Below are 17619 nucleotides of genomic sequence, written 5' to 3'. Positions count from 1 at the left end.
CGCCGGCCACGCAAGGCGCGGTGCGCCCTTGTCCGAACCCGCTTCAGCGCGCCGCTTCCAGCAACTGCCGCGCGAGCCGATTGTGGTGCTCCACCAGCGGCCCGAGATCGACCGTCGCGAGCTGTCCCTCGCGCACCAGCACCCGCCCGTTCACGACGCTCCAGGCCACCTGCGACGGCGCGCAGAACACCAGCGCGGCGACCGGGTCGTGCAGCGCGCCGGCGAACAAGGGCTGGCTCAGGTCGAAGGCGACGAAATCGGCGGCCATGCCCGGCGCCAGCGCGCCGATGTCGTCGCGGCCGAGCACGCGCGCGCCGCCGAGCGTGGCGATCTCCAGCGCCTCGCGCGCCGTCATCGCATCCGGCCCGAATCCAACCCGCTGCAACAGCAATGCCTGGCGCACCTCGGCCACCATCTGCGCGCCGTCGTTCGAGGCCGAACCATCCACGCCGAGCCCGACCGGCACGCCGGCCAGCCGCATCCGGCGCACCGGCGCGATGCCCGAGGCGAGCCGCATGTTCGAGCACGGGCAATGCGCGACGCCCGTGCCGGTGCGCGCGAACAAGGCGATGCCGGCCTCGTCGAGCTGCACGCAGTGCGCGTGCCAGACATCGGGGCCGACCCAGCCGAGATCCTCCGCATATTCGGCCGGCGTCATGCCGAATTTCTCGCGGCTGTAGGCGACGTCGTTGACGTTCTCGGCCAGGTGCGTGTGCAGCGAGACGCGATGCGCGCGTGCGAGCTTCGCCGATTCGCGCATCAGGTCGCGGCTCACCGAGAACGGCGAGCACGGCGCCACCACGATGCGCAGCATCGCGTAGCGTGCCTCGTCGTGCCAGGTCTCGATCAGGCGCTGCGTGTCGGCGAGGATCGCGTCCTCGCGCTCGACCACCGAATCGGGCGGCAGGCCGCCGTCGCGCTGGCCGACGCTCATGCTGCCGCGGCTGGCATGGAAGCGCAGGCCGATCCGCTGCGCGGCGCCGATGCTGTCGTCGAGCCGGGCACCGTTCGGATAGAGATAGAGGTGGTCGCTCGAGGTGGTGCAGCCCGACAGCAGCAATTCCGCCATCGCCGTCAGCGTCGAGACCTCGATCATCTCCGGGGTCAGGTTCTCCCAGATCCGGTACAGGTTCGTCAGCCAGCCGAACAGCTCGGCGTCCTGCGCGGCCGGCACGGCGCGCGTCAGGCTCTGGTACATGTGGTGATGGGTATTGACCAGGCCCGGGATCACCAGGTGGCCGCGCAGGTCGAGCACCTCGTCGGCCGTCTCGGGCAGCGTGTCGGTCGGGCCGACCGCGACGATCCGGTTGTCCTCGACGTAGAGGCCGCCGTCGCGGATTTCGCGCCGTTCGCCGTCCATCGTCACCAGCACCTCGGCATGGCGTACCAGCAGCGTGCGGCCGGGGCGGCCGGTGTTGGAATGGAAGGAGGAGGAAGCTTGCGCGGCATGGCGCGCGATCGGGTCCTGCATGGTGGTTCTCCGTTCGGTGGCGCCGCCTGGGCGGCCTGGCGGCATCCGACCGGGAACGGCGGCGCCGGAAACCGTGCCGCCGCGTCCTGTCGAACGCCCGTGGCCCGGTTACCCGGCTTGCTCGCCGTCTTCGGGGCTCGCCGCGCGGCCGGGCCGCGTGCGAACCGGTCGAGCATCGCGCAGGCGCGTCCCGAACGCAAGGCTTGTCGTCGAATACCGCGCTTCACGCCGGCAATATGATGGGATAAGTTGGATCCGATGCGCCGGCCAGCGAATCGACCGGCCGGCATGGCCCCGCCGCTCATGCGCGACGGCTTATCTTCGCTATCGCGCGCCGATTCGCGTCCCCGGCATTCTTAAAATGACGACTCGGCGCTCGCTTCGATCCGCCGACGGGTATGTAGCCACCGACGTGGAGCCTCGATCCGCCGCCATCCCTGGATCGAGGCCGCGTTTACTCTTCGCATTCACACAAGGACCAAGCGAATGGGAAAGCTGACTACCCACGTACTCGACACCGCGCACGGCCGCCCCGGTGCCGATATCCGCATCGAACTGCATGCGATCGACGGCGACACGCGCCGCGCGCTGCTCACCGCCACCACCAATAGCGACGGCCGCTGCGACCGCCCGCTGCTCGAAGGCGAGGCCCTGCTCGCCGGCGAATACGAACTGGTGTTCCATGCCGGCGATTATTTCGCCGCGCTGGGCGTCGAGCTGCCGGCGCCGCGCTTCGTCGACCGCGTGGTGCTGCGCTTCGGCGTGGCCGACCCCGACGCGCACTACCACGTGCCGCTGCTGGTCTCGCCCTGGTCCTACAGCACCTATCGCGGCAGCTGACAACGCATCGGCCCTGCCCGCCCCACATTCGATAACAAGGACTCGAGTCTGTCTGGAGGAGTTTCATGGAAGGTTTCATCACCGACTGGCTGAATCTCGCGATTCGCTGGTTGCACGTCATCTGCGCGATCGCCTGGATCGGCGAATCGTTCTACTTCGTCGCCCTCGACAACAGCCTCAAGCCGCCCAAGGATCCGAACCAGCGCCAGCGCGGCGTGTTCGGCGAGCTCTGGCACGTGCACGGCGGCGGCTTCTACAACATGCAGAAGTACACGGTCGCGCCGCCCGAGATGCCGGAGGACCTGCACTGGTCGAAGTGGCCTTCCTACACCACCTGGATGTCCGGCTTCGGCCTGTTCTTCGTGCTCTACCTGCTCGCGCCGAACACCTACCTGATCGACCGCAACGTGCTCGACATGGGGCCGGTGGTGGCCGTGTCGGCCGCGCTCGGCTTCCTGATGGCGGGCTGGATCGTCTATGACTGCGCCTGCCGCCTGCTCGGCAACCGCGACCGCCTGCTCGGCGCCTTCGTCGGCCTCTACGTGGTGCTGGCGGCCTGGCTGGCCTGCCATGTCTTCTCGGGCCGCGCGGCCTACCTGATCGTCGGCGCGATGCTCGCCACCATCATGTCGGCCAACGTGTTCTTCGTGATCATCCCCGGCCAGCGCAAGATGGTCGACAAGATGCTCAAGGGCGAGACGCCGAACCCGATCTACGGCAAGCGCGGCAAGCAGCGTTCGGTGCACAACACCTACTTCACGCTGCCGGTGGTGTTCGCGATGCTGTCGAACCACTACGCGATGACTTACGCCAACCAGTACAACTGGATCGTGCTGGTGATCATCATGCTGGCCGGTGCGCTGATCCGACAGTTCTTCGTGATGCGCCACCGCGGCCAGCAGCTCTGGTACCTGCCGCTGGGCGGCGTCGCGCTGATGCTGCTGGCCCTGGTCTGGACCATGCCGCGCCCGGTGGCGCCGCAGGCCGAGGCGGCCAACCTGCCCAAGCTCTCGATCAAGGATATCGAGCCGGTACTGCAGCAGCGCTGCGTGGCCTGCCACTCGGCCAAGCCGACCATGATGGGCAGCGCGCCGGCCGGCGTGATGTTCGACACGCCCGAGCAGATCGCGCAGAACGCGCAGCGCATCTACCAGCAGGCCGTGCAGCTGAAGGCAATGCCGATCGGCAATGTCACGCACATGACCGACGACGAGCGCACCAAGATCGCGGCGTGGTTCGAGGCGGGGGCGGCGAAGTAGGCAGCCGGTCGCTTGGACGGCTTGAAAAGGAAGGGCTCGCGGATTCGCGAGCCCTTTTTGGTTCCGTGCTTCCTGGATGCCGGCGGACGACGATGGCCGACGCGGCTCGCGCGATGCGCTTATTCGGCGATCGAGCGAATCACGCGCGCCGGGTTTCCGCCCGCCAGCGTATCGCGAGGCACATCGCGCGTGACGACCGCGCCCGCGGCGACCACCGAGTTCTCTCCAATCGTCACGCCGCCGAGAATGATCGCGCCGGCGCCGATCCAGACGTTGTTCTCGATCACCACCGGCTTGGCCACCACGCCGCTGCGCCGCCGCGAGGGCTCGACGGGATGGCCTGAGGTGAGGATGCTGACATTGGGGCCGATCATCACCTGGTCGCCGATGTCGATGCCGCCGAGGTCATAGAAGGTGCAGTTCTGGTTGATGAAGACCTGGCGGCCGACACGGATATCGGTGCCACCGGTCGAATAGAACGGCGGAATCAATGAAAAACTGGCGTCGACCGGCTTGCCGATCAGTTCGCGGAACAGGGCGCGGACCGCATCCGCATCGTCGAACGTCAATCGGTTGAGCGCCGCCGTGATCGCCATCGCGCGCTTGACGCTCGCCACCATCGCCGCGGATTCCGGCGTTCCCCTTGAAATCGTCCTGGTTCGTCCGTCGTCGCTCATTCCCTGTCCTTTTTGCTCGCCATTGCCTGACCGCATCGATATCCGGCAGGGAACTGTATCGCATCCCGGCGGCGGCTCGCCTGTCGAAGGTCGACGCCAACAAAAAGGCCTTGCGAACCCTTCGGTCCGCAAGGCCTTTGCGCTGCTTGTTGCCACCGCGTTTCTCCCAGGCTCGCTCGCCCGCCCTCGCCATGCTCAGGCAGCGACGTGATGCAGCGCCTCCTCGGTCAGCCACAGCGATTCCTCGAGCATCTGCTCGTTCAGGTTCGAGCCTTCCCCGCCGCGATCGACCACCACGAAATCGCTGACCTCGCCCAGCGCGATCAGCGGATGGTGCCAGACGCCCTTCGCGTAGTTCACGCCCTGCCAGCCGTTCGAGACGAAGGCACGAATCCGCGCCGGATCGAGTTCGCCGGCCGGCGCGACCACCACTAGGTAAGGCCGCTCCGACAAGGGCAGGAAGGCCTGGCTGCCCAGCGGATGCCGTTCGAGCATCTTCACCTCGAAGGGCAACGCGCGCGGCTGGCCGCGGAACAGGTTGACGAGCGTGTGGCCGCCCTGCTCGGCGACATCCACCCGGGCCAGATCGTGGAAGCGGATCGTGGTGCCGAGATTGATCGGGATCTGCCTGGCGCCCTCGGTCTCGATCACGTCGCCGAAGGGCGCGAACGCCGCGCGCGTCAGCGCTTCGATGGTCAGCGTCTTCATTGGCCGAGCGTGCCCCAGATGCGCAGACGCGAGACGCCGCCGTCCGGGATGATGTTCAGGCGCACGTGCGTGACGGGGCCGAGCGCGGCCAGTTCCGATTCGAAATAATGCTGCTTGTCCATCTGCAGCTTCTGCTCGCCGAGCAGGACCGGCCAGAACATCGCCTGCGTGACCAGCGAGCTGTCGGTGCCGCCCGTTACGTGGGCCGCCTGGATCGAGCAGCGATCGGGATAGTTGCCCTTGAAGTGCGCGGTGTCGACCTCGACCTTGCGGATCACGCCCGGGCGTGCCAGCGCGATGATCGCCCAGTCGTTGCCCGGCTCGCGCCGGCGCCGCGTCTCCCAGCCGTCGCCCATGTTCACGCCGCGGCCCGGCAGCAGGATGGACGAGGCCAGCCCGAAGTGCTGGTTGTTGGCGGCAATCACATGGCCGCCGTTCTCCATCGCGGCCAGGTCGAACAGCTCGCTGCGGCTCGCGCCCTCCCAGTCGAGCTTCGGCTGTCCATAGACGCGCAGCCGCGCGATCCCGCCGTCCGGATAGATGTTCACGCGCAGGTGCGTGTAGGGCGTGCTGTCGTCGACCGCCACGTAATGGTGGCTATTGCCCTGCAGCGTGGTGGACGGCACGATCTCGACCCAGTGCGTGCTCTGGTTCGGCGTGCCGTCGGGCAGGTAGCAGGCTTGCACCGAGGCGGCCGGCGGGAAATTGCCGGTGAAATGGCTGGTGTCGAGGTCGAGCCCCTTGATCACGCCGGGGCGCGCCAGCTTCACCAGGCACCAGTCGTAGCCGGTGGTGCGCTTGCGGCGCGTCTCCCAGCCGTCCATCCACTTGCCGTGATCGTCGTACTTGCCCGGGATGAACACGGCCGGCTCCGGGTTCAGCATCCGCTCCTTCGGCGCGAAGAAGTCGTCGCTCGCCTCGAGTGCCTGCGCCCCCAGACGCGGATCGGCCAGGTTCACGTAGCGACGCGTGAATTCGGGAGCATTGGGATCGAGCAGCGGAATGGCCATGATGAGGTCCTTATGGGAAGTTCGTGAAAAGAGCGGCGCCCGCCGAAACGGGCGCGACTGGAGCGCCGCGGCGCGCGGCCCGAGCCGTGCGCCGCAGGTCGAAACTCAGGCGTCGATCAGGTCGTCGAGCCGGAACCGCGCGATCCGGGCGATCTGGTCGAGGCTCGCGCGCAGCTCCTGCTCGCGCGTGTTCGCCACGCGCGATTCGAAGTTCGCGATGATGCCGTGACGGTCGTAGCCGCGCACGGCCAGGATGAAGGGGAAACCGAATTTCTCGCGATAGGCGCGATTGAGCGACTGCAGCTTGTCGAACTCGGCCTGGCTGCACTGGTCGAGCCCCGCGCCGCTCTGCTCGCGCGTCGACTCGGCCGTCAGCTCGCCGCGTACCGCCGCCTTGCCGGCCAGCTCCGGGTGGGCATTGACCAGCGCGAGCTGGCGCTCGCCGCCGGCCGCGTCGACCACGCCCGACATCGCCGCGTGCAGCGCCGCGATGCTGGCATAGGGGCGCCCCGCCGCCGCCGCCTCGGCCACCCAGGGCGAATGTTCGAAGATTCCCGACAAGGCGGCGACGAACGCGTCCTCCGCCATTTCGTTCAGTTCTGCCAAGGTGTATTGCATCGCCTTCATGCCGCCTCGTCGCCTCGGTTGGTGGTGGAATACGGATGATGTTCGCGCCAGTGGCGCGCGATATCGACGCGGCGCGTGACCCAGACGCGGTCGTGCTGCTCGATGTGATCGAGGAAGCGCTGCAGCGCTCGGAACCGCCCCGGCCGCCCGAGCAGCCGGCAATGCATGCCGATCGACATCATCTTCGGTGCCTCGTCGCCCTCTTCGTAGAGCACGTCGAAGGCGTCGCGCAGGTAATGGAAGAAGTGATCGGCGGTGTTGAAGCCCTGCGGCGTCGCGAAGCGCATGTCGTTGGTGTCGAGCGTATACGGCACGATCAGTTGCGGCCGGCTCGCCCCGCCCGTGACGGGCACCTCCATCCAGAACGGCAGGTCGTCGCCGTAGTGATCGGAGTCGTACAGGAAACCGCCGTATTCGGCCACCAGGCGATGCGTGTTCGGGCTGTCGCGCCCGGTGTACCAGCCCAGCGGGCGCACGCCCGTGACGCGCTCGATCGCCTCCATGCCGAGCCGCATGTGCTCGGCCTCGCGCTCGGGCGACATGTCCTGGTAGTGGATCCAGCGCCAGCCGTGGCAGGCGATCTCGTGGCCGAGTTCGACGAAGGCGCGCCCCAGCTCCGGGTGCCGCTCGATCGCCATGCCCACGCCGAACACCGTGAGCGGCAGGCCGCGCCTCTCGAACTCGCGCAGGATGCGCCAGACGCCGGCGCGCGAGCCGTATTCGTAGATCGACTCCATGCTCATGTGGCGCGCCGGGTAGGAAGCCGCGCCGACGATCTCGGAGAGGAACTGCTCGGAGCCGGCATCGCCGTGCAGCACGCAGTTCTCGCCGCCTTCCTCGTAATTGAGCACGAATTGCACGGCGACGCGCGCGCGGCCCGGCCAGTTGGCCTGCACCGGGTGCCGGCCATAGCCGATCAGGTCGCGCGGATAGTGGGAATCATGTGACATGGTTGGATGCGAATGAAGACCCGGGTTTGAGGGTGCTCGCATCGGCGAACCGGCAGCAAATCGGCGGCGGATCAGGCGGCGCGGCGCGCCGATGCGAGGGTTGGACCAGTGTAGCGAAAAGGCCTGGGAGCGCCCATACAGCCAAACGGATAGTGCGGGTCACGTCCGGTGTATGTGCGCCCGCCGCATGCGCTAGACCGTGGTGGCGGCCGCGCCGCGCGGGGCGGGCGCCTGGCCGCTCGCGGCACTGCCGGCCGCGCCTGGAACCCCGGCCGGCAGGCCCTCGGCATCGGGGCCGAAACGCGCGAATTCGCCGTCGTAGCGCTTCTCGATCGGGCGCGCGTACTCGCCGCGCTTGGCCGTGGCCAGCCGCAGCGCGACCAGCGCCTCGACCCACTTGAGCGCGGCCGTCACGCCCTCCACCACCGGGGCGCCGATCGCCTGCTCCACCTCGTGCGCGAACTCCGCCATGCCGGCGCAGCCGAGCACGATCGCCTCGGCGCCGTCCTCGTCGAGCGCGCGGCGGCATTCCTCGACGATCAGGCGGCGCGCCGAGGAGCCGGGCCGGTCGAGTTCGAGCACGGCCACGTCGGTGGCGCGCACGTTGCGACAGAAACGCTGCATGCCGTAGCGCTCGGCCAGGTGCCAGGCCAGGCCGCGCGTGCGCGAGAGCGTGGTCACCACCGAGAAGCCCGGCGCCAGCACGCTGGCCGCGTGCATCGCGGCCTCGGCGATGCCGATCACCGGCCCGCGCGCGATCTCGCGCGCCGCGTACAGGCCCGGATCGCCGAAGCAGGCGATCACGTAGCCGTCGAAGCCATCGCGTTCGCCGGCCGCGATCTCGGCCAGCAGCCCCGGCACCGCGAGCGCGTCGTCGTAATGGCTCTCGATCGAGGGCGGCCCCATGGTCGGGCTGACCGCCACCACGGCCGTGCCCGCGTTGGCCACCTCGCGCGCGCAGCGCCCCATCGCCTCGGTCATGCGCTGTGTGGTGTTCGGGTTGATGAGCTTGATCTTCATGTCGTCTCCTGATTGCTTGTCGTGCTCGTCGTGCTTGTCCTGCGGGTCCTGCTTGCCCGCGCCCGCGGCCGGCGCGGGCCGGTGCTCATTTCGCCACGATGCGGTAGGTCAGGCCGGCCAGCAGCGCGCCGACGAACCACGAGAAATTCGCCAGCCCCGAGAGCGCCGGCACCATCACGCAGGCGATCGCGATCGCCGCGGCCGGCAGCAGCGAGTACACCGCGCGCCGGTTCACGCCGCCGCGATACCAGTAGGCCCCGGTCTCCGCCAGCGTGTAGAGATCGTCGCGCTTGAGCGCGCCGCGCTTGACCAGGTAGAAGTCGACGATCAGCACGCCATAGAGCGGCCCGATGAAACTGCCGAGGATGTCGAGCGTGTAGTGGATCACCGCCGGGTTGTTGAACAGGTTCCAGGGCGTGATGAAGATCGAGGCGACGGCAGCCAGCATGCCGCCGGCGCGCCAGCTGATCAGGCGCGGCGCCACGTTCGAGAAGTCGAAGGCCGGCGACACGAAGTTCGCGACGATGTTGATGCCGATGGTGGCGATCGTGAAGGTCAGCGCGCCGAGGATCACCGCGGTCGGATGATCGATGCGGCCCACCGTGGCCACCGGGTCGGTGATCAGTTCGCCGAACACCGGCAGCGTGGCGGCGGTGGTGATCACGGTCACCAGCGAGAAGGCCAGGAAATTGACCGGCAGCCCCCAGAAGTTGCCGCGCTTGACGGCGCGGTAGCTGCCGCAGTAGCGGGAGAAGTCGCCGAAGTTCAGCATCGGCCCGGAGAAGTAGGACACCACCAGCGCGATCGCCGTGATCATCACCGGCAGCGCCTCGGCGCCGTGGTAGCGCACGCCGCCGAGGTTCAGGCCGATGTTGCGCCAGCCCGCGCGCCAGACCATGTAGCCGGCCAGCACGAACATCACCACGTAGACGGCCGGCCCCGCGAAGTCGATGAACTTCTTGATGGTCTCCATGCCGTTCCAGAACACCAGCGCCTGCAGCACCCAGAGCAGCATGAAGCCGGCCCAGCCCAGCGCCGAGAGGCCGAGGAAGCCGTAATGATGGACGTCCGCGTAGGGCATCCACTGCGGCACGAACTTGAGCACCACGATCACCAGCGCGCTGGAGGCCAGGTAGGTCTGGATGCCGTACCAGGCCACCGCGATCAGGCCGCGGATCACCGCCGGCACGTTCGCGCCGAGCACGCCGAAGGTGGCGCGACAGGCCACCGGATACGGCACGCCGAGCTGCTGGCTGGGTTTCGCGATCAGGTTGCAGAGCGCGTTGACGATGCCGATGCCCACGATCAGCGACACCAGCACCTGCCAGCTCGTCAGGCCCAGCGCGAACAGGCTGCCGGCGAACACGTAGCCGCCCACCGAGTGCACGTCCGACATCCAGAACGCGAAGATGTTGTAGGCGCCCCAGCCCTGCTGCGCGAGCGGCGCGAGATCCTCGTTGTAGAGACGTTCGCTGTAGCCGGCCGGCACGGCGGGCTCGCCGCCGTTGGTTCCGTCCTCGTGATACGGGCTGCTTCCTGGCGCGATGGTGAACTGAGCCATGACATCTCCTTGCCTGCCGCGGTCGAGCCGCGCGATCGTCATTGAAATCGCGGCCGGACATCGAGGTCAGGCCACGCCCGCGTGCGGCAGCCAGGGGGAGGCTGCCGTCAGCATTCCGTCAGTCCATCGGCGCGGGCGCGGCGCGCCGGGCTCAGCCCGCGCCGCCGAACACGTCGCGCAAATCCACCGTGCCCTGCGCGGGCCGGTCGAGCATTCTCAATTCCACGTGCTGCAGGTGATGCGCCATCAGCCGCGCCGCCTTCGCCGCGTCGCCGGCCTCGAGCGCGGCGACGATCTCGACGTGGTCGTCGAACGAGCAGGCATTGCGACCGTGCGATTCATACAGCGCCGACATCAGCGTCGAGCGCGCCACCAGCCCGTTCAGGCAGTCGCACAGCGTGGTGTTGCCGGTCAGCCCGGCGAGCGCCACGTGGAACTCGCCCGAGAGCCGGATCCAGGCGGCGAAATCGCGCCGCTCGAAGGCGTCGCGCTCGCGCTCGATCATCGCGGCGACGCCCTTCAGGCGCTTCGCGCCCGGTCCCGTCGCCAACCGCTCCATCACCGCCAGCTCGATGATCCGCCGCAGCTCGAACACCTCGTGCACGTCCTGCAGCGTCGGGCTGGCCACGAAGGCGCCGCGGTTCGGCTCCAGGTCGACCAGCCGGTCGGTGGCGAGCAGCGCCAGCGCCTGCCGGATCGGCCCGCGCTTGACGCCGAACACCTCGCAGAGCTGCGCCTCGGTGAGCTTCGCGCCCGGCGCGAGCCGGTGCTCGAGGATCGCCGTGCGGATCCGTTCCGCGATCGCTTCCGGCGTCGTCGTCGACGCCACGCTTTCCTTCTTCGTCATGTTTGCCATCTCGTTATGTTCAGCATCCTAGGGCGGACATAAATATTGTCAACAATCCATCCCGCCGATTTTGCACAATTCTCGTTCATCGACGTGCTTGCTTTCGGTGCGCATGGCACCAAATCGCGTACTGGCGAGGGATAGCACCAGATCGATCAAGACTTTCAGTCTCGACTGCCCTAATTTTTTGTCAACAATAATGCGCCTGAATTGGGCACGACAAATTTGGCAGCGACCAAATTATTCGACCGTTAGTTGCATATCAGGACGCAAAAAAAGGCGGTTGCCCGCCTCGTGCCGATCGAATCCGGCGACGCCGCCCTATCCGGCCAGGGTCGGATAGTCGGAGACGGTCAGCCGGAAGCCGTGTTCGTTGGCGACCAGTTGCACCTGGCCGCCCACCGGCAGGCTCACCATGTCGGGCACGTGGCCGAACTGCAGCCCCGTGATCACCGGAATGCCCACCACCTCGCGCACCTGCTCGATCACGGCCTGCATGTCGTAGCCGTTGTCGTAGTCGAAGGCGCGCGCGCCGGTGAACTGGCCGAGCACCAGCGCCTGCTGGCCGGCCAGCAGCCCGGCGAAATGCAGGGTGTAGATCATCCGCTCGATGCGGAACGGCTGTTCGTTGACGTCCTCGATGAACAGGATGCCGCCCTCGATGCGCGGCATGTAGGGCGTGCCGGCCAGCGAGGCCAGGATCGCCAGGTTGCCGCCCCAGAGCGTGCCCGAGACGTTCGCGCCCTGCTGCTGCGGCACCTCGGAGACGATCGTGGTCGTGCGCTGGGAGAGCGTCGACCAGAACTGCGTCATGGTGAATTCGCTCGGCGTCTCGGCGCCGAAGTCGGCCGACAGCATCGGCCCGCCGAAGCTCTTGACGCCCGACCTGGCGAGCAGCGCGAGCTGGATCGCGGTGAAGTCGCTGTGGCCGCACAGCGCGATCGGCTGGTCGCGCAGGCGTTCGAGCCCGCGGTAGTCGAGATGCGGCAGGATTCGCGCCGCGCCGTAACCGCCGCGCACCGCCAGGCCGATGTCGGGCAGCGGCTGCGAGGGATCGGCCAGGCGGTTCAGGTCGGCCGCGCGCTCGGCGTCGCTGCCGGCGAAGCGCAGGTGGCGGCGCTCGGTCGCCTCGACGTTCTGCACCTGGTGCCCCTGCGCGCCGAAGCGCTCGAGCGCGCGGCGGATCGCGTCGGGATCGTGCGGGTAGCCGGAAGGGCCGAGCAGGCGGATGCTGCGCGGCTTGAGTGTGGAGTGGGCCATCGGTCGCGTATCGGTAATGGGGGTCAGCCCGATTAGAACCGCGTCACGGCGACTGGTTCAGTTCGCGGGCGGCAGGTCGTCGGAATCCGGCGCGACGCCCTGCCCAGCCGCCTCGCCAGGTTTGGGAAGCGCCGCGGCGGCATTGGCCGCGCGCCGCGCTTCGCGGGCCGCGCGACGGCGCTCGGCGAAGAAGCTGCGCAGCGCATCGCCGCACTCCTCGGCGAGCACGCCGCCCGTCACGCTGGTGTGGTGGTTCAGCTGCGGGTTGGCGAAGGCATCGACCACGCCGCCGCAGGCGCCCGTCTTCGGGTCCGGTGCGCCATAGACCACGCGCGCGATCCGCGCATGCATGATCGCGCCGGAGCACATCAGGCAGGGCTCGAGCGTCACATACAGTTCGCAGCCGGGCAGGCGATAGTTGCCGAGCGCCTGGGCGGCCGCGCGCAGGGCCGCCATCTCGGCATGCGCGGACGGATCGTGTCCGCCGATCGGATGATTGAAGCCGCGCGCGATCACCTCGTCGCCGCGCACGATCACGGCGCCGACCGGCACCTCGCCGGCCGCGCGCGCCTCTTCGGCCGCGGCCAGCGCCATGCGCATATAGCGCCGGTCGCGCTCGGCGGCCGGATCGGGATGCGGCGCGGCGTCGGAAACAGACGAGTCGGACGAGTCGGGCAAATCGGACGGATCGGGGAGATCGGCGGAGGCAGGCAGGTTCACGCGGTTCCCGCTTCGCCGGCGCCATCGTCGAGCACGCGCTCGGACAGGCGTTCGGCAATGCGGCGGCAGTATTCGCGCGGCACGACCAGCGGGCCGCCGCGCAGCGATTCGAGGGCCATGTCGAGCGCGAGCATCTTGGCTTGCAAGCGGCAACGTGTCGCACTGTCGCTGACCGCGCGCATTTCGTCCTGCAGGTTGCACAGGGCCCGCAACTGCTCGACCGCGGGCGGCACGAAACCCGCAGTCTTCAGGATCCGGTTGGCGATCCGCACTTCGGCCGGGACGCGCAAATCGTCGTCCAGCTCCGGCGGGGCATCGTTGACCGGGATTTCGTCGAACTCCCCGCGCGCGGCAGCGGCAGCGATACGTTGTTCGACCAGGGCATCAAGCAGTCTCATTCGAGCAATTCAAGGCAAAGCGGCCTCGCGATTCTAACAGGGGATTGGGCAAGTGCCAGCCCTCTGGAGCAAATGCTCGACTATCGAAATCGCGTATCGAGGAAAACCGTTATGCTCGATCGGATCGTCCGGTGGCCCTTGCCGGGCGCCGGTTTCTCCATTCGATTTCGAGGGAAGGATCACCAGGATGCACACCGTCAGGATAGGACTGCGATGGCTGGCCGCCGCCGCGCTGCTGCTCGGCCTGGGCGGCTGCGGCGTGTTCTGCAGCGGCGCCGGCACCAATGGCTGGGCCGGCGGCGCCTGCGGGACCACGGTCCGTTTTTGAGCCGGATTTTCGCGTCTCGCGCGCGTCGCGCTCCCGCTCTGCTTCGAGCCCGCTTTCGGCCCGCTTTCTGCCCGCTTTCGGCTCGTTCCGGCCCCGTGACCTGCCCGGCCGGCGCGTTTTCGGCGTGATCGCGTGCCGGCAGGCGGCACGCGACCTGCTCGGCTTCAGCGATTGACCAGCGCCAGCCCGGCCGGCAGGTAACGCTCGCCGGCCACGCCGATCTCGGCCAGCACCGCGTCGAGTCGCGCCACCTCCTCGTCGCCGAGCACCAGCGTCGCCGCGCCGAGATTGTCTTCCAGATAGCGGCGGCGCTTGGTGCCCGGAATCGGCACGACGTCGTCGCCGGCGCGCAGCACCCAGGCCAGCGCCACCTGAGCCGCGCTCACGCCGCGCGCGGCCGCGATCGCCTGGACGGCCTCGGCGATGCGCAGGTTGGCGTCGAAGTTGTCGCCCTGGAAACGCGGATCGTTGGTGGCGCGATAGTCGCCCTCGCCGATCTCGGCGCGCGACTTCACCTGCCCCGTCAGGAAACCGCGGCCGAGCGGGCTGAACGGCACCAGGCCGATGCCGAGTTCGCGCAGCACCGGCAGCACCGTGCCTTCCAGGTTGCGCTCCCAGATCGAGTATTCGCTTTGCAGCGCCGAGACGGGCTGCACCGCGTGGGCGCGCCGGATCGCCTCCTCGCCCGCCTCGGACATGCCGAAATAGCGCACCTTGCCGGCGGCGATCAGCTCGCCCACCGCGCCAGCCATCTCCTCGACCGGCACGGCCGGATCGACGCGATGCTGGTAGAGCAGGTCGATGCGGTCGGTGCGCAGCCGCTTGAGCGAGGCCTCGACCACCTCGCGGATATGTTCGGGCCGGCTGTCGGTGCCGGCCGGGCGGCCGTCGGCGCCGATCCGGAAGCCGAACTTGGTGGCGATCGTCACCGCCTCGCGCCGCCCCTGCAGCGCCCGGCCGAGCAGTTCCTCGTTGCTGTAGGGCCCATAGACCTCGGCGGTGTCGAGGAAGGTGCAGCCCAGCTCGATCGCGCGATGCAGGGTGGCGATCGATTCGGCGTCGTCGGGCTTGCCGTAGGACTGGCTCATGCCCATGCAGCCCAGGCCGATCATCGAGACTTCGAGGCCCTGGCGGCCCAGCTTGCGGGTATTCAGCATGGATCTTCCTGATCGAGATGTAGGGGGTGCGTCCGGCCGTTCACGCTGCGCCTCGGGCGACGCGGGCGGGACCTGCCGCGCCCGCGCCGCCCTCGCGCCGGCGAGCTCAGCGCAGGTTCAGGTAGTGCAGCTTGCTGAGCGGCACGCCCTTGTGACGCATGATGTCGTAGGCCGTGGTCACGTGGAAATAGAAGTTCGGCAGCACGAAGTTGGTCACGTAGCCCAGGCCCGTGAACTCGATCGGGCCGCTGCGCAGCGGCAGGCTCACGGTGCGCGTCTCGCTGCCCTCGAACTTCGCCACGTCGACCGATTCGGCGAAGGCGATGGTCTTGGCGATCCGTTCCTGCAGTTCGGCGAAGCTCTGCTCGTTGTCCGGAAACGAGGGAATCTCGATGCCGGCCAGGCGCGCCACGCAGCCCTTGGCGGCGTCGCTGGCGAGCTGCACCTGGCTGCTCAGCGGCAGCATGTCCTCGAACAGGCGCGTGCCGATCAGCGCCGCGGGATCGAGGCCCTGCTCGCGCGCATGGGCCTCGCCCTTGTCGAGCAGCTTCGACAGCGTGCGCAGGCCGCGCACCAGCACGGGGATCGAGATGTCATACAGGGAAACGGACATGAGGGCTCCTGGAGATGGGATGGATCCGCCGGCTCCGCGGCGTTCGCCCGCCAGCATAATGCGGTTCCGGAATCGCTGCTGGAGCGTCGCGATTGGTGCGGGAAAGCAAGGTAATCAAGAGGCGGGACGAGCGCCGGGCACGTCCGGCGCAATGATGGCGGCGCCGGCCAGGACGGCGGCGCCGGATGTCGATCGCGATGATCCGGTCAGGCGGTTCAGGTGCGCCCGCCGCCGGCTGCACCGGGCCGGGCTTCGTTTGCTTGCGACGTACTCCAGTCGCGGATCGCCAGATTCTCGAACAGCGTCTCGCGCGCGCCATACTTGGCGACGTCGAGCAGGCAAGCGGCGAGCTGCTCGCAATCGACGCTGAGCCCGGGCCCGAACCACGAGATGACGGTGCCGATCGGCGCGAGCCAGCGCCCGATGTCCTGGCGCGGCCCGCTGATCGCGGTCGGCCGGATATAGGCAGGACGAAACACGTAGACCTTCCCGGCCAGGGCGCCCAGCGAACGTTCGGTGCGTCCCTTGATGCGCCGGTACAGCGCGCGCTGCCGTTCTTCCGGATCGGCGCCGCGCCCGCTCAGGAAACAGAAGCGCAGTGCCGGATTCGCGGCGAACAGCGCGCGCGCCGCGGCCAGCGCGTAGTCGTGCGTGATGCGCACATAGGCATCCTCGCGCACCTGTGATTGCGACACGCCCAGGCACCAGACGCAGGCGCCGAAACCGGCCAGGTCGAGATCGGAATAATCGAGGAAATCGTCGCGCAGCACCTGCCTGAGCTTCGGGTGCTCGAGGTCGAGCGCGCGCCGCGTCAAGACGGTGACCGACTCGATGGTCGGATCGTCGAGGGCCTGGCGCAGCACCTGGCCGCCGGCAAAGCCGGTCGCCCCCGTCAGCAAGAGTTTCATTGCGGCACCTCCGATGCCAGGAAAAACGCCATCACGGCCGGCGAGCCCCGGCCCGCGATCGCCGAACGGGATCGCATGCCGCTTGCCGGCCAGCATCTCGATCGTCATCCGCGACACTGGCTCGGCCGGCGCATCGGAGTCCTGATCGCTGGCATCAAGGGCGGTGCGACCACTATCTGCAGGCGCAGACTATAAGAGCAAGACGCTGATTTTGTCTACGCCCGTATATTTACCGAATCGCACCGCCCATTCCGCTCAGAAGCGCTCGCCCACCATCTGCTCGCTCTTCTCCCAAAGCGCCTTGGCGAGCTCCGGGTCGAGCGCGTAAGCGCGCACGCCGGGCGCCGCCGGATTCAGCTCGGCATCGGTCACGCTCGACAAGCCGCAGTTCTCGGCGTAGCGCCCGCCCACCTCGTCGGCCGGGGCCACCACGCCGGCCCAGACCGAGGTGGCCGCGCCTTGCGGCACGGTCTTGAAGCGGAACGGGGGCTGGCCTTGCGCGGCCAGGTCGGCATTGATCTGGGTGAGCATGCCCTCGAGCGCGTCGTCCGGCAGATGGCGCGCCAGTTCGGTCATGATGCCGCCCGGATGGATCGCCACCGCGCGCACGCCGCGCGCCTTGTGGCGGCGATCGAACTCGACGGCGAACAGGATATTGGCCGTCTTCGAGCGCGCATAGGCCACCCAGGGATCGTAGGGCGTGCGCTCGAAGCCGAGGTCGTCGAGCGAGAACGGCGCCATGCGGTGCCCCGACGAGGCCACGTTGACCACGCGCGCGCCTGGCGCCAGCAAGGACGCGATGCGGTTGATGAAGACGAAATGGCCGAGGTGGTTGGTGCCGAACTGGGTCTCGAAACCATCGGCGGTATGCCCGAAGGGCGAGGCCATCACGCCAGCGTTGGCGATCACCAGGTCGAACGGCCGGCCGTCGGCGAGCAGCGCGTCGGCCGCGGCACGCACGCTGGCCAGCGAGGCCAGGTCGAGTTCGAGCAGCTCGAACCCGCCACCGTTGCCGGCCGCGGCCGCGCGCACCACCTCGGTGGCCGAGCGCGCCTTGGCCAGGTCGCGCGCGGCGCCCACCACCTGCGCGCCGTGCGCGACCAGCGCACGCGCGGTTTCCACGCCCAGCCCGGCCGACACGCCGGTTACGAGGGCGCGCTTGCCGCGCAGGTCGACGCCGGCCAGCACGTCGTCGGTGGTGCTGAATTCTCCGAATACTTGGGACATCTGCAGAGCTCCTGATCGTGTCGACGCCCAGGTGCCGG

19 protein-coding genes are annotated in these 17619 nt (G+C 68.5%); 3 read left to right on the top strand and 16 right to left on the bottom strand.

From position 1 onward, the window contains the following. Nucleotides 1-43: 43 nt before the first annotated feature. Nucleotides 44-1471 carry an 8-oxoguanine deaminase gene (locus F3J10_RS00710; protein WP_240155293.1) on the bottom strand — a complete coding sequence of 476 codons (1428 nt, stop codon included), beginning with the start codon at nucleotides 1469-1471 and terminating at the stop codon, nucleotides 44-46. A gap of 486 nt (nucleotides 1472-1957) precedes the next feature. Here F3J10_RS00710 and uraH point away from each other — a divergent pair, with 486 nt between their 5' ends. After that, entirely contained in the window at nucleotides 1958-2311 is a 354-nt protein-coding gene (gene uraH / locus F3J10_RS00705) for a hydroxyisourate hydrolase (protein WP_013698383.1), read from the top strand. Between the two features lie 65 nt (nucleotides 2312-2376). After that, nucleotides 2377-3570: a urate hydroxylase PuuD gene (locus tag F3J10_RS00700; RefSeq protein WP_013698384.1), complete on the top strand. Its 1194-nt coding sequence runs from the start codon at nucleotides 2377-2379 to the stop codon at nucleotides 3568-3570. Between the two features lie 119 nt (nucleotides 3571-3689). On the opposite strand, the gene F3J10_RS00695 is transcribed toward F3J10_RS00700, so the two are convergent. The 11 genes from F3J10_RS00695 to F3J10_RS00645 form a co-directional block, all read right to left on the bottom strand. After that, nucleotides 3690-4247, bottom strand: coding sequence for a sugar O-acetyltransferase (locus tag F3J10_RS00695; RefSeq protein ID WP_103691888.1), 558 nt, complete (start codon nucleotides 4245-4247; stop codon nucleotides 3690-3692). A gap of 195 nt (nucleotides 4248-4442) precedes the next feature. Then, nucleotides 4443-4955 carry an ureidoglycolate lyase gene (locus F3J10_RS00690; protein WP_166911114.1) on the bottom strand — a complete coding sequence of 171 codons (513 nt, stop codon included), beginning with the start codon at nucleotides 4953-4955 and terminating at the stop codon, nucleotides 4443-4445. Further along, on the bottom strand, nucleotides 4952-5965 hold the full coding sequence (gene alc, locus F3J10_RS00685; RefSeq protein WP_036051161.1) for an allantoicase: 1014 nt from the start codon (nucleotides 5963-5965) through the stop codon (nucleotides 4952-4954). Before alc ends, F3J10_RS00690 begins: the two co-directional genes overlap by 4 nt. Nucleotides 5966-6070: 105 nt before the next feature. Then, complete coding sequence (uraD, locus tag F3J10_RS00680) at nucleotides 6071-6592, bottom strand: 2-oxo-4-hydroxy-4-carboxy-5-ureidoimidazoline decarboxylase (RefSeq protein WP_036040080.1); 522 nt, start codon at nucleotides 6590-6592, stop codon at nucleotides 6071-6073. Beyond that, nucleotides 6589-7542: an allantoinase PuuE gene (puuE, locus tag F3J10_RS00675; protein ID WP_025096712.1), complete on the bottom strand. Its 954-nt coding sequence runs from the start codon at nucleotides 7540-7542 to the stop codon at nucleotides 6589-6591. Before puuE ends, uraD begins: the two co-directional genes overlap by 4 nt. Before the next feature lie 192 nt (nucleotides 7543-7734). After that, the gene (locus F3J10_RS00670; protein ID WP_167240564.1) at nucleotides 7735-8562 is read right to left on the bottom strand and encodes an aspartate/glutamate racemase family protein; all 828 of its coding nucleotides are present in this window, start codon (nucleotides 8560-8562) and stop codon (nucleotides 7735-7737) included. A gap of 85 nt (nucleotides 8563-8647) precedes the next feature. Further along, nucleotides 8648-10123, bottom strand: coding sequence for an NCS1 family nucleobase:cation symporter-1 (locus F3J10_RS00665; RefSeq protein ID WP_167240562.1), 1476 nt, complete (start codon nucleotides 10121-10123; stop codon nucleotides 8648-8650). A 151-nt stretch (nucleotides 10124-10274) separates the two neighbouring features. Next, a complete protein-coding gene (locus F3J10_RS00660) occupies nucleotides 10275-10970 on the bottom strand; it encodes a GntR family transcriptional regulator (protein WP_013698391.1) in 696 nt (231 codons plus the stop codon). Between the two features lie 321 nt (nucleotides 10971-11291). Continuing rightward, on the bottom strand, nucleotides 11292-12230 hold the full coding sequence (ldcA, locus tag F3J10_RS00655; protein WP_167240560.1) for a muramoyltetrapeptide carboxypeptidase: 939 nt from the start codon (nucleotides 12228-12230) through the stop codon (nucleotides 11292-11294). Nucleotides 12231-12287: 57 nt separating this feature from the next. Then, nucleotides 12288-12908 carry a tRNA adenosine(34) deaminase TadA gene (tadA, locus tag F3J10_RS00650; protein ID WP_205200127.1) on the bottom strand — a complete coding sequence of 207 codons (621 nt, stop codon included), beginning with the start codon at nucleotides 12906-12908 and terminating at the stop codon, nucleotides 12288-12290. A gap of 38 nt (nucleotides 12909-12946) precedes the next feature. Continuing rightward, nucleotides 12947-13348 carry a DnaJ family domain-containing protein gene (locus tag F3J10_RS00645; protein WP_167240556.1) on the bottom strand — a complete coding sequence of 134 codons (402 nt, stop codon included), beginning with the start codon at nucleotides 13346-13348 and terminating at the stop codon, nucleotides 12947-12949. A gap of 187 nt (nucleotides 13349-13535) precedes the next feature. Here F3J10_RS00645 and F3J10_RS00640 point away from each other — a divergent pair, with 187 nt between their 5' ends. Then, the gene (locus tag F3J10_RS00640; RefSeq protein WP_164465581.1) at nucleotides 13536-13676 is read left to right on the top strand and encodes a hypothetical protein; all 141 of its coding nucleotides are present in this window, start codon (nucleotides 13536-13538) and stop codon (nucleotides 13674-13676) included. 164 nt (nucleotides 13677-13840) lie between these two features. Here F3J10_RS00640 and F3J10_RS00635 read toward each other — a convergent pair whose 3' ends face one another. The 4 genes from F3J10_RS00635 to F3J10_RS00620 form a co-directional block, all read right to left on the bottom strand. Continuing rightward, nucleotides 13841-14833 (bottom strand): aldo/keto reductase, encoded by a 993-nt coding sequence (locus F3J10_RS00635; RefSeq protein WP_167240554.1) that lies wholly within the window; start codon nucleotides 14831-14833, stop codon nucleotides 13841-13843. 106 nt (nucleotides 14834-14939) lie between these two features. Continuing rightward, nucleotides 14940-15446: a DUF1993 domain-containing protein gene (locus tag F3J10_RS00630; protein ID WP_025096705.1), complete on the bottom strand. Its 507-nt coding sequence runs from the start codon at nucleotides 15444-15446 to the stop codon at nucleotides 14940-14942. Between the two features lie 215 nt (nucleotides 15447-15661). After that, nucleotides 15662-16354: an epimerase gene (locus F3J10_RS00625; protein ID WP_166911125.1), complete on the bottom strand. Its 693-nt coding sequence runs from the start codon at nucleotides 16352-16354 to the stop codon at nucleotides 15662-15664. Nucleotides 16355-16609: 255 nt separating this feature from the next. Next, nucleotides 16610-17581, bottom strand: coding sequence for an SDR family NAD(P)-dependent oxidoreductase (locus tag F3J10_RS00620; RefSeq protein WP_166911127.1), 972 nt, complete (start codon nucleotides 17579-17581; stop codon nucleotides 16610-16612). Nucleotides 17582-17619 lie beyond the last annotated feature (38 nt).

Origin of the sequence: Burkholderia sp. Cy-637 (assembly GCF_011753175.1) — a bacterium.
GTDB classification, from domain to species: Bacteria; Pseudomonadota; Gammaproteobacteria; order Burkholderiales; family Burkholderiaceae; genus Burkholderia; species Burkholderia gladioli.
The sequence above is the reverse complement of the archived record's forward strand: the minus strand, read 5'-3'. Positions and strand labels throughout refer to the sequence as shown.

What these genes read in the sequence shown, in the direction of transcription:
- F3J10_RS00710 (WP_240155293.1), bottom strand. Translation starts at nt 1,471, where the DNA reads ATGCAGGACCCGATCGCGCGCCATGCCGCGCAAGCTTCCTCCTCCTTC.
- uraH (WP_013698383.1), top strand. Translation starts at nt 1,958, where the DNA reads ATGGGAAAGCTGACTACCCACGTACTCGACACCGCGCACGGCCGCCCC.
- F3J10_RS00700 (WP_013698384.1), top strand. Translation starts at nt 2,377, where the DNA reads ATGGAAGGTTTCATCACCGACTGGCTGAATCTCGCGATTCGCTGGTTG.
- F3J10_RS00695 (WP_103691888.1), bottom strand. Translation starts at nt 4,247, where the DNA reads ATGAGCGACGACGGACGAACCAGGACGATTTCAAGGGGAACGCCGGAA.
- F3J10_RS00690 (WP_166911114.1), bottom strand. Translation starts at nt 4,955, where the DNA reads ATGAAGACGCTGACCATCGAAGCGCTGACGCGCGCGGCGTTCGCGCCC.
- alc (WP_036051161.1), bottom strand. Translation starts at nt 5,965, where the DNA reads ATGGCCATTCCGCTGCTCGATCCCAATGCTCCCGAATTCACGCGTCGC.
- uraD (WP_036040080.1), bottom strand. Translation starts at nt 6,592, where the DNA reads ATGAAGGCGATGCAATACACCTTGGCAGAACTGAACGAAATGGCGGAG.
- puuE (WP_025096712.1), bottom strand. Translation starts at nt 7,542, where the DNA reads ATGTCACATGATTCCCACTATCCGCGCGACCTGATCGGCTATGGCCGG.
- F3J10_RS00670 (WP_167240564.1), bottom strand. Translation starts at nt 8,562, where the DNA reads ATGAAGATCAAGCTCATCAACCCGAACACCACACAGCGCATGACCGAG.
- F3J10_RS00665 (WP_167240562.1), bottom strand. Translation starts at nt 10,123, where the DNA reads ATGGCTCAGTTCACCATCGCGCCAGGAAGCAGCCCGTATCACGAGGAC.
- F3J10_RS00660 (WP_013698391.1), bottom strand. Translation starts at nt 10,970, where the DNA reads ATGACGAAGAAGGAAAGCGTGGCGTCGACGACGACGCCGGAAGCGATC.
- ldcA (WP_167240560.1), bottom strand. Translation starts at nt 12,230, where the DNA reads ATGGCCCACTCCACACTCAAGCCGCGCAGCATCCGCCTGCTCGGCCCT.
- F3J10_RS00645 (WP_167240556.1), bottom strand. Translation starts at nt 13,348, where the DNA reads ATGAGACTGCTTGATGCCCTGGTCGAACAACGTATCGCTGCCGCTGCC.
- F3J10_RS00640 (WP_164465581.1), top strand. Translation starts at nt 13,536, where the DNA reads ATGCACACCGTCAGGATAGGACTGCGATGGCTGGCCGCCGCCGCGCTG.
- F3J10_RS00635 (WP_167240554.1), bottom strand. Translation starts at nt 14,833, where the DNA reads ATGCTGAATACCCGCAAGCTGGGCCGCCAGGGCCTCGAAGTCTCGATG.
- F3J10_RS00630 (WP_025096705.1), bottom strand. Translation starts at nt 15,446, where the DNA reads ATGTCCGTTTCCCTGTATGACATCTCGATCCCCGTGCTGGTGCGCGGC.
- F3J10_RS00625 (WP_166911125.1), bottom strand. Translation starts at nt 16,354, where the DNA reads ATGAAACTCTTGCTGACGGGGGCGACCGGCTTTGCCGGCGGCCAGGTG.
- F3J10_RS00620 (WP_166911127.1), bottom strand. Translation starts at nt 17,581, where the DNA reads ATGTCCCAAGTATTCGGAGAATTCAGCACCACCGACGACGTGCTGGCC.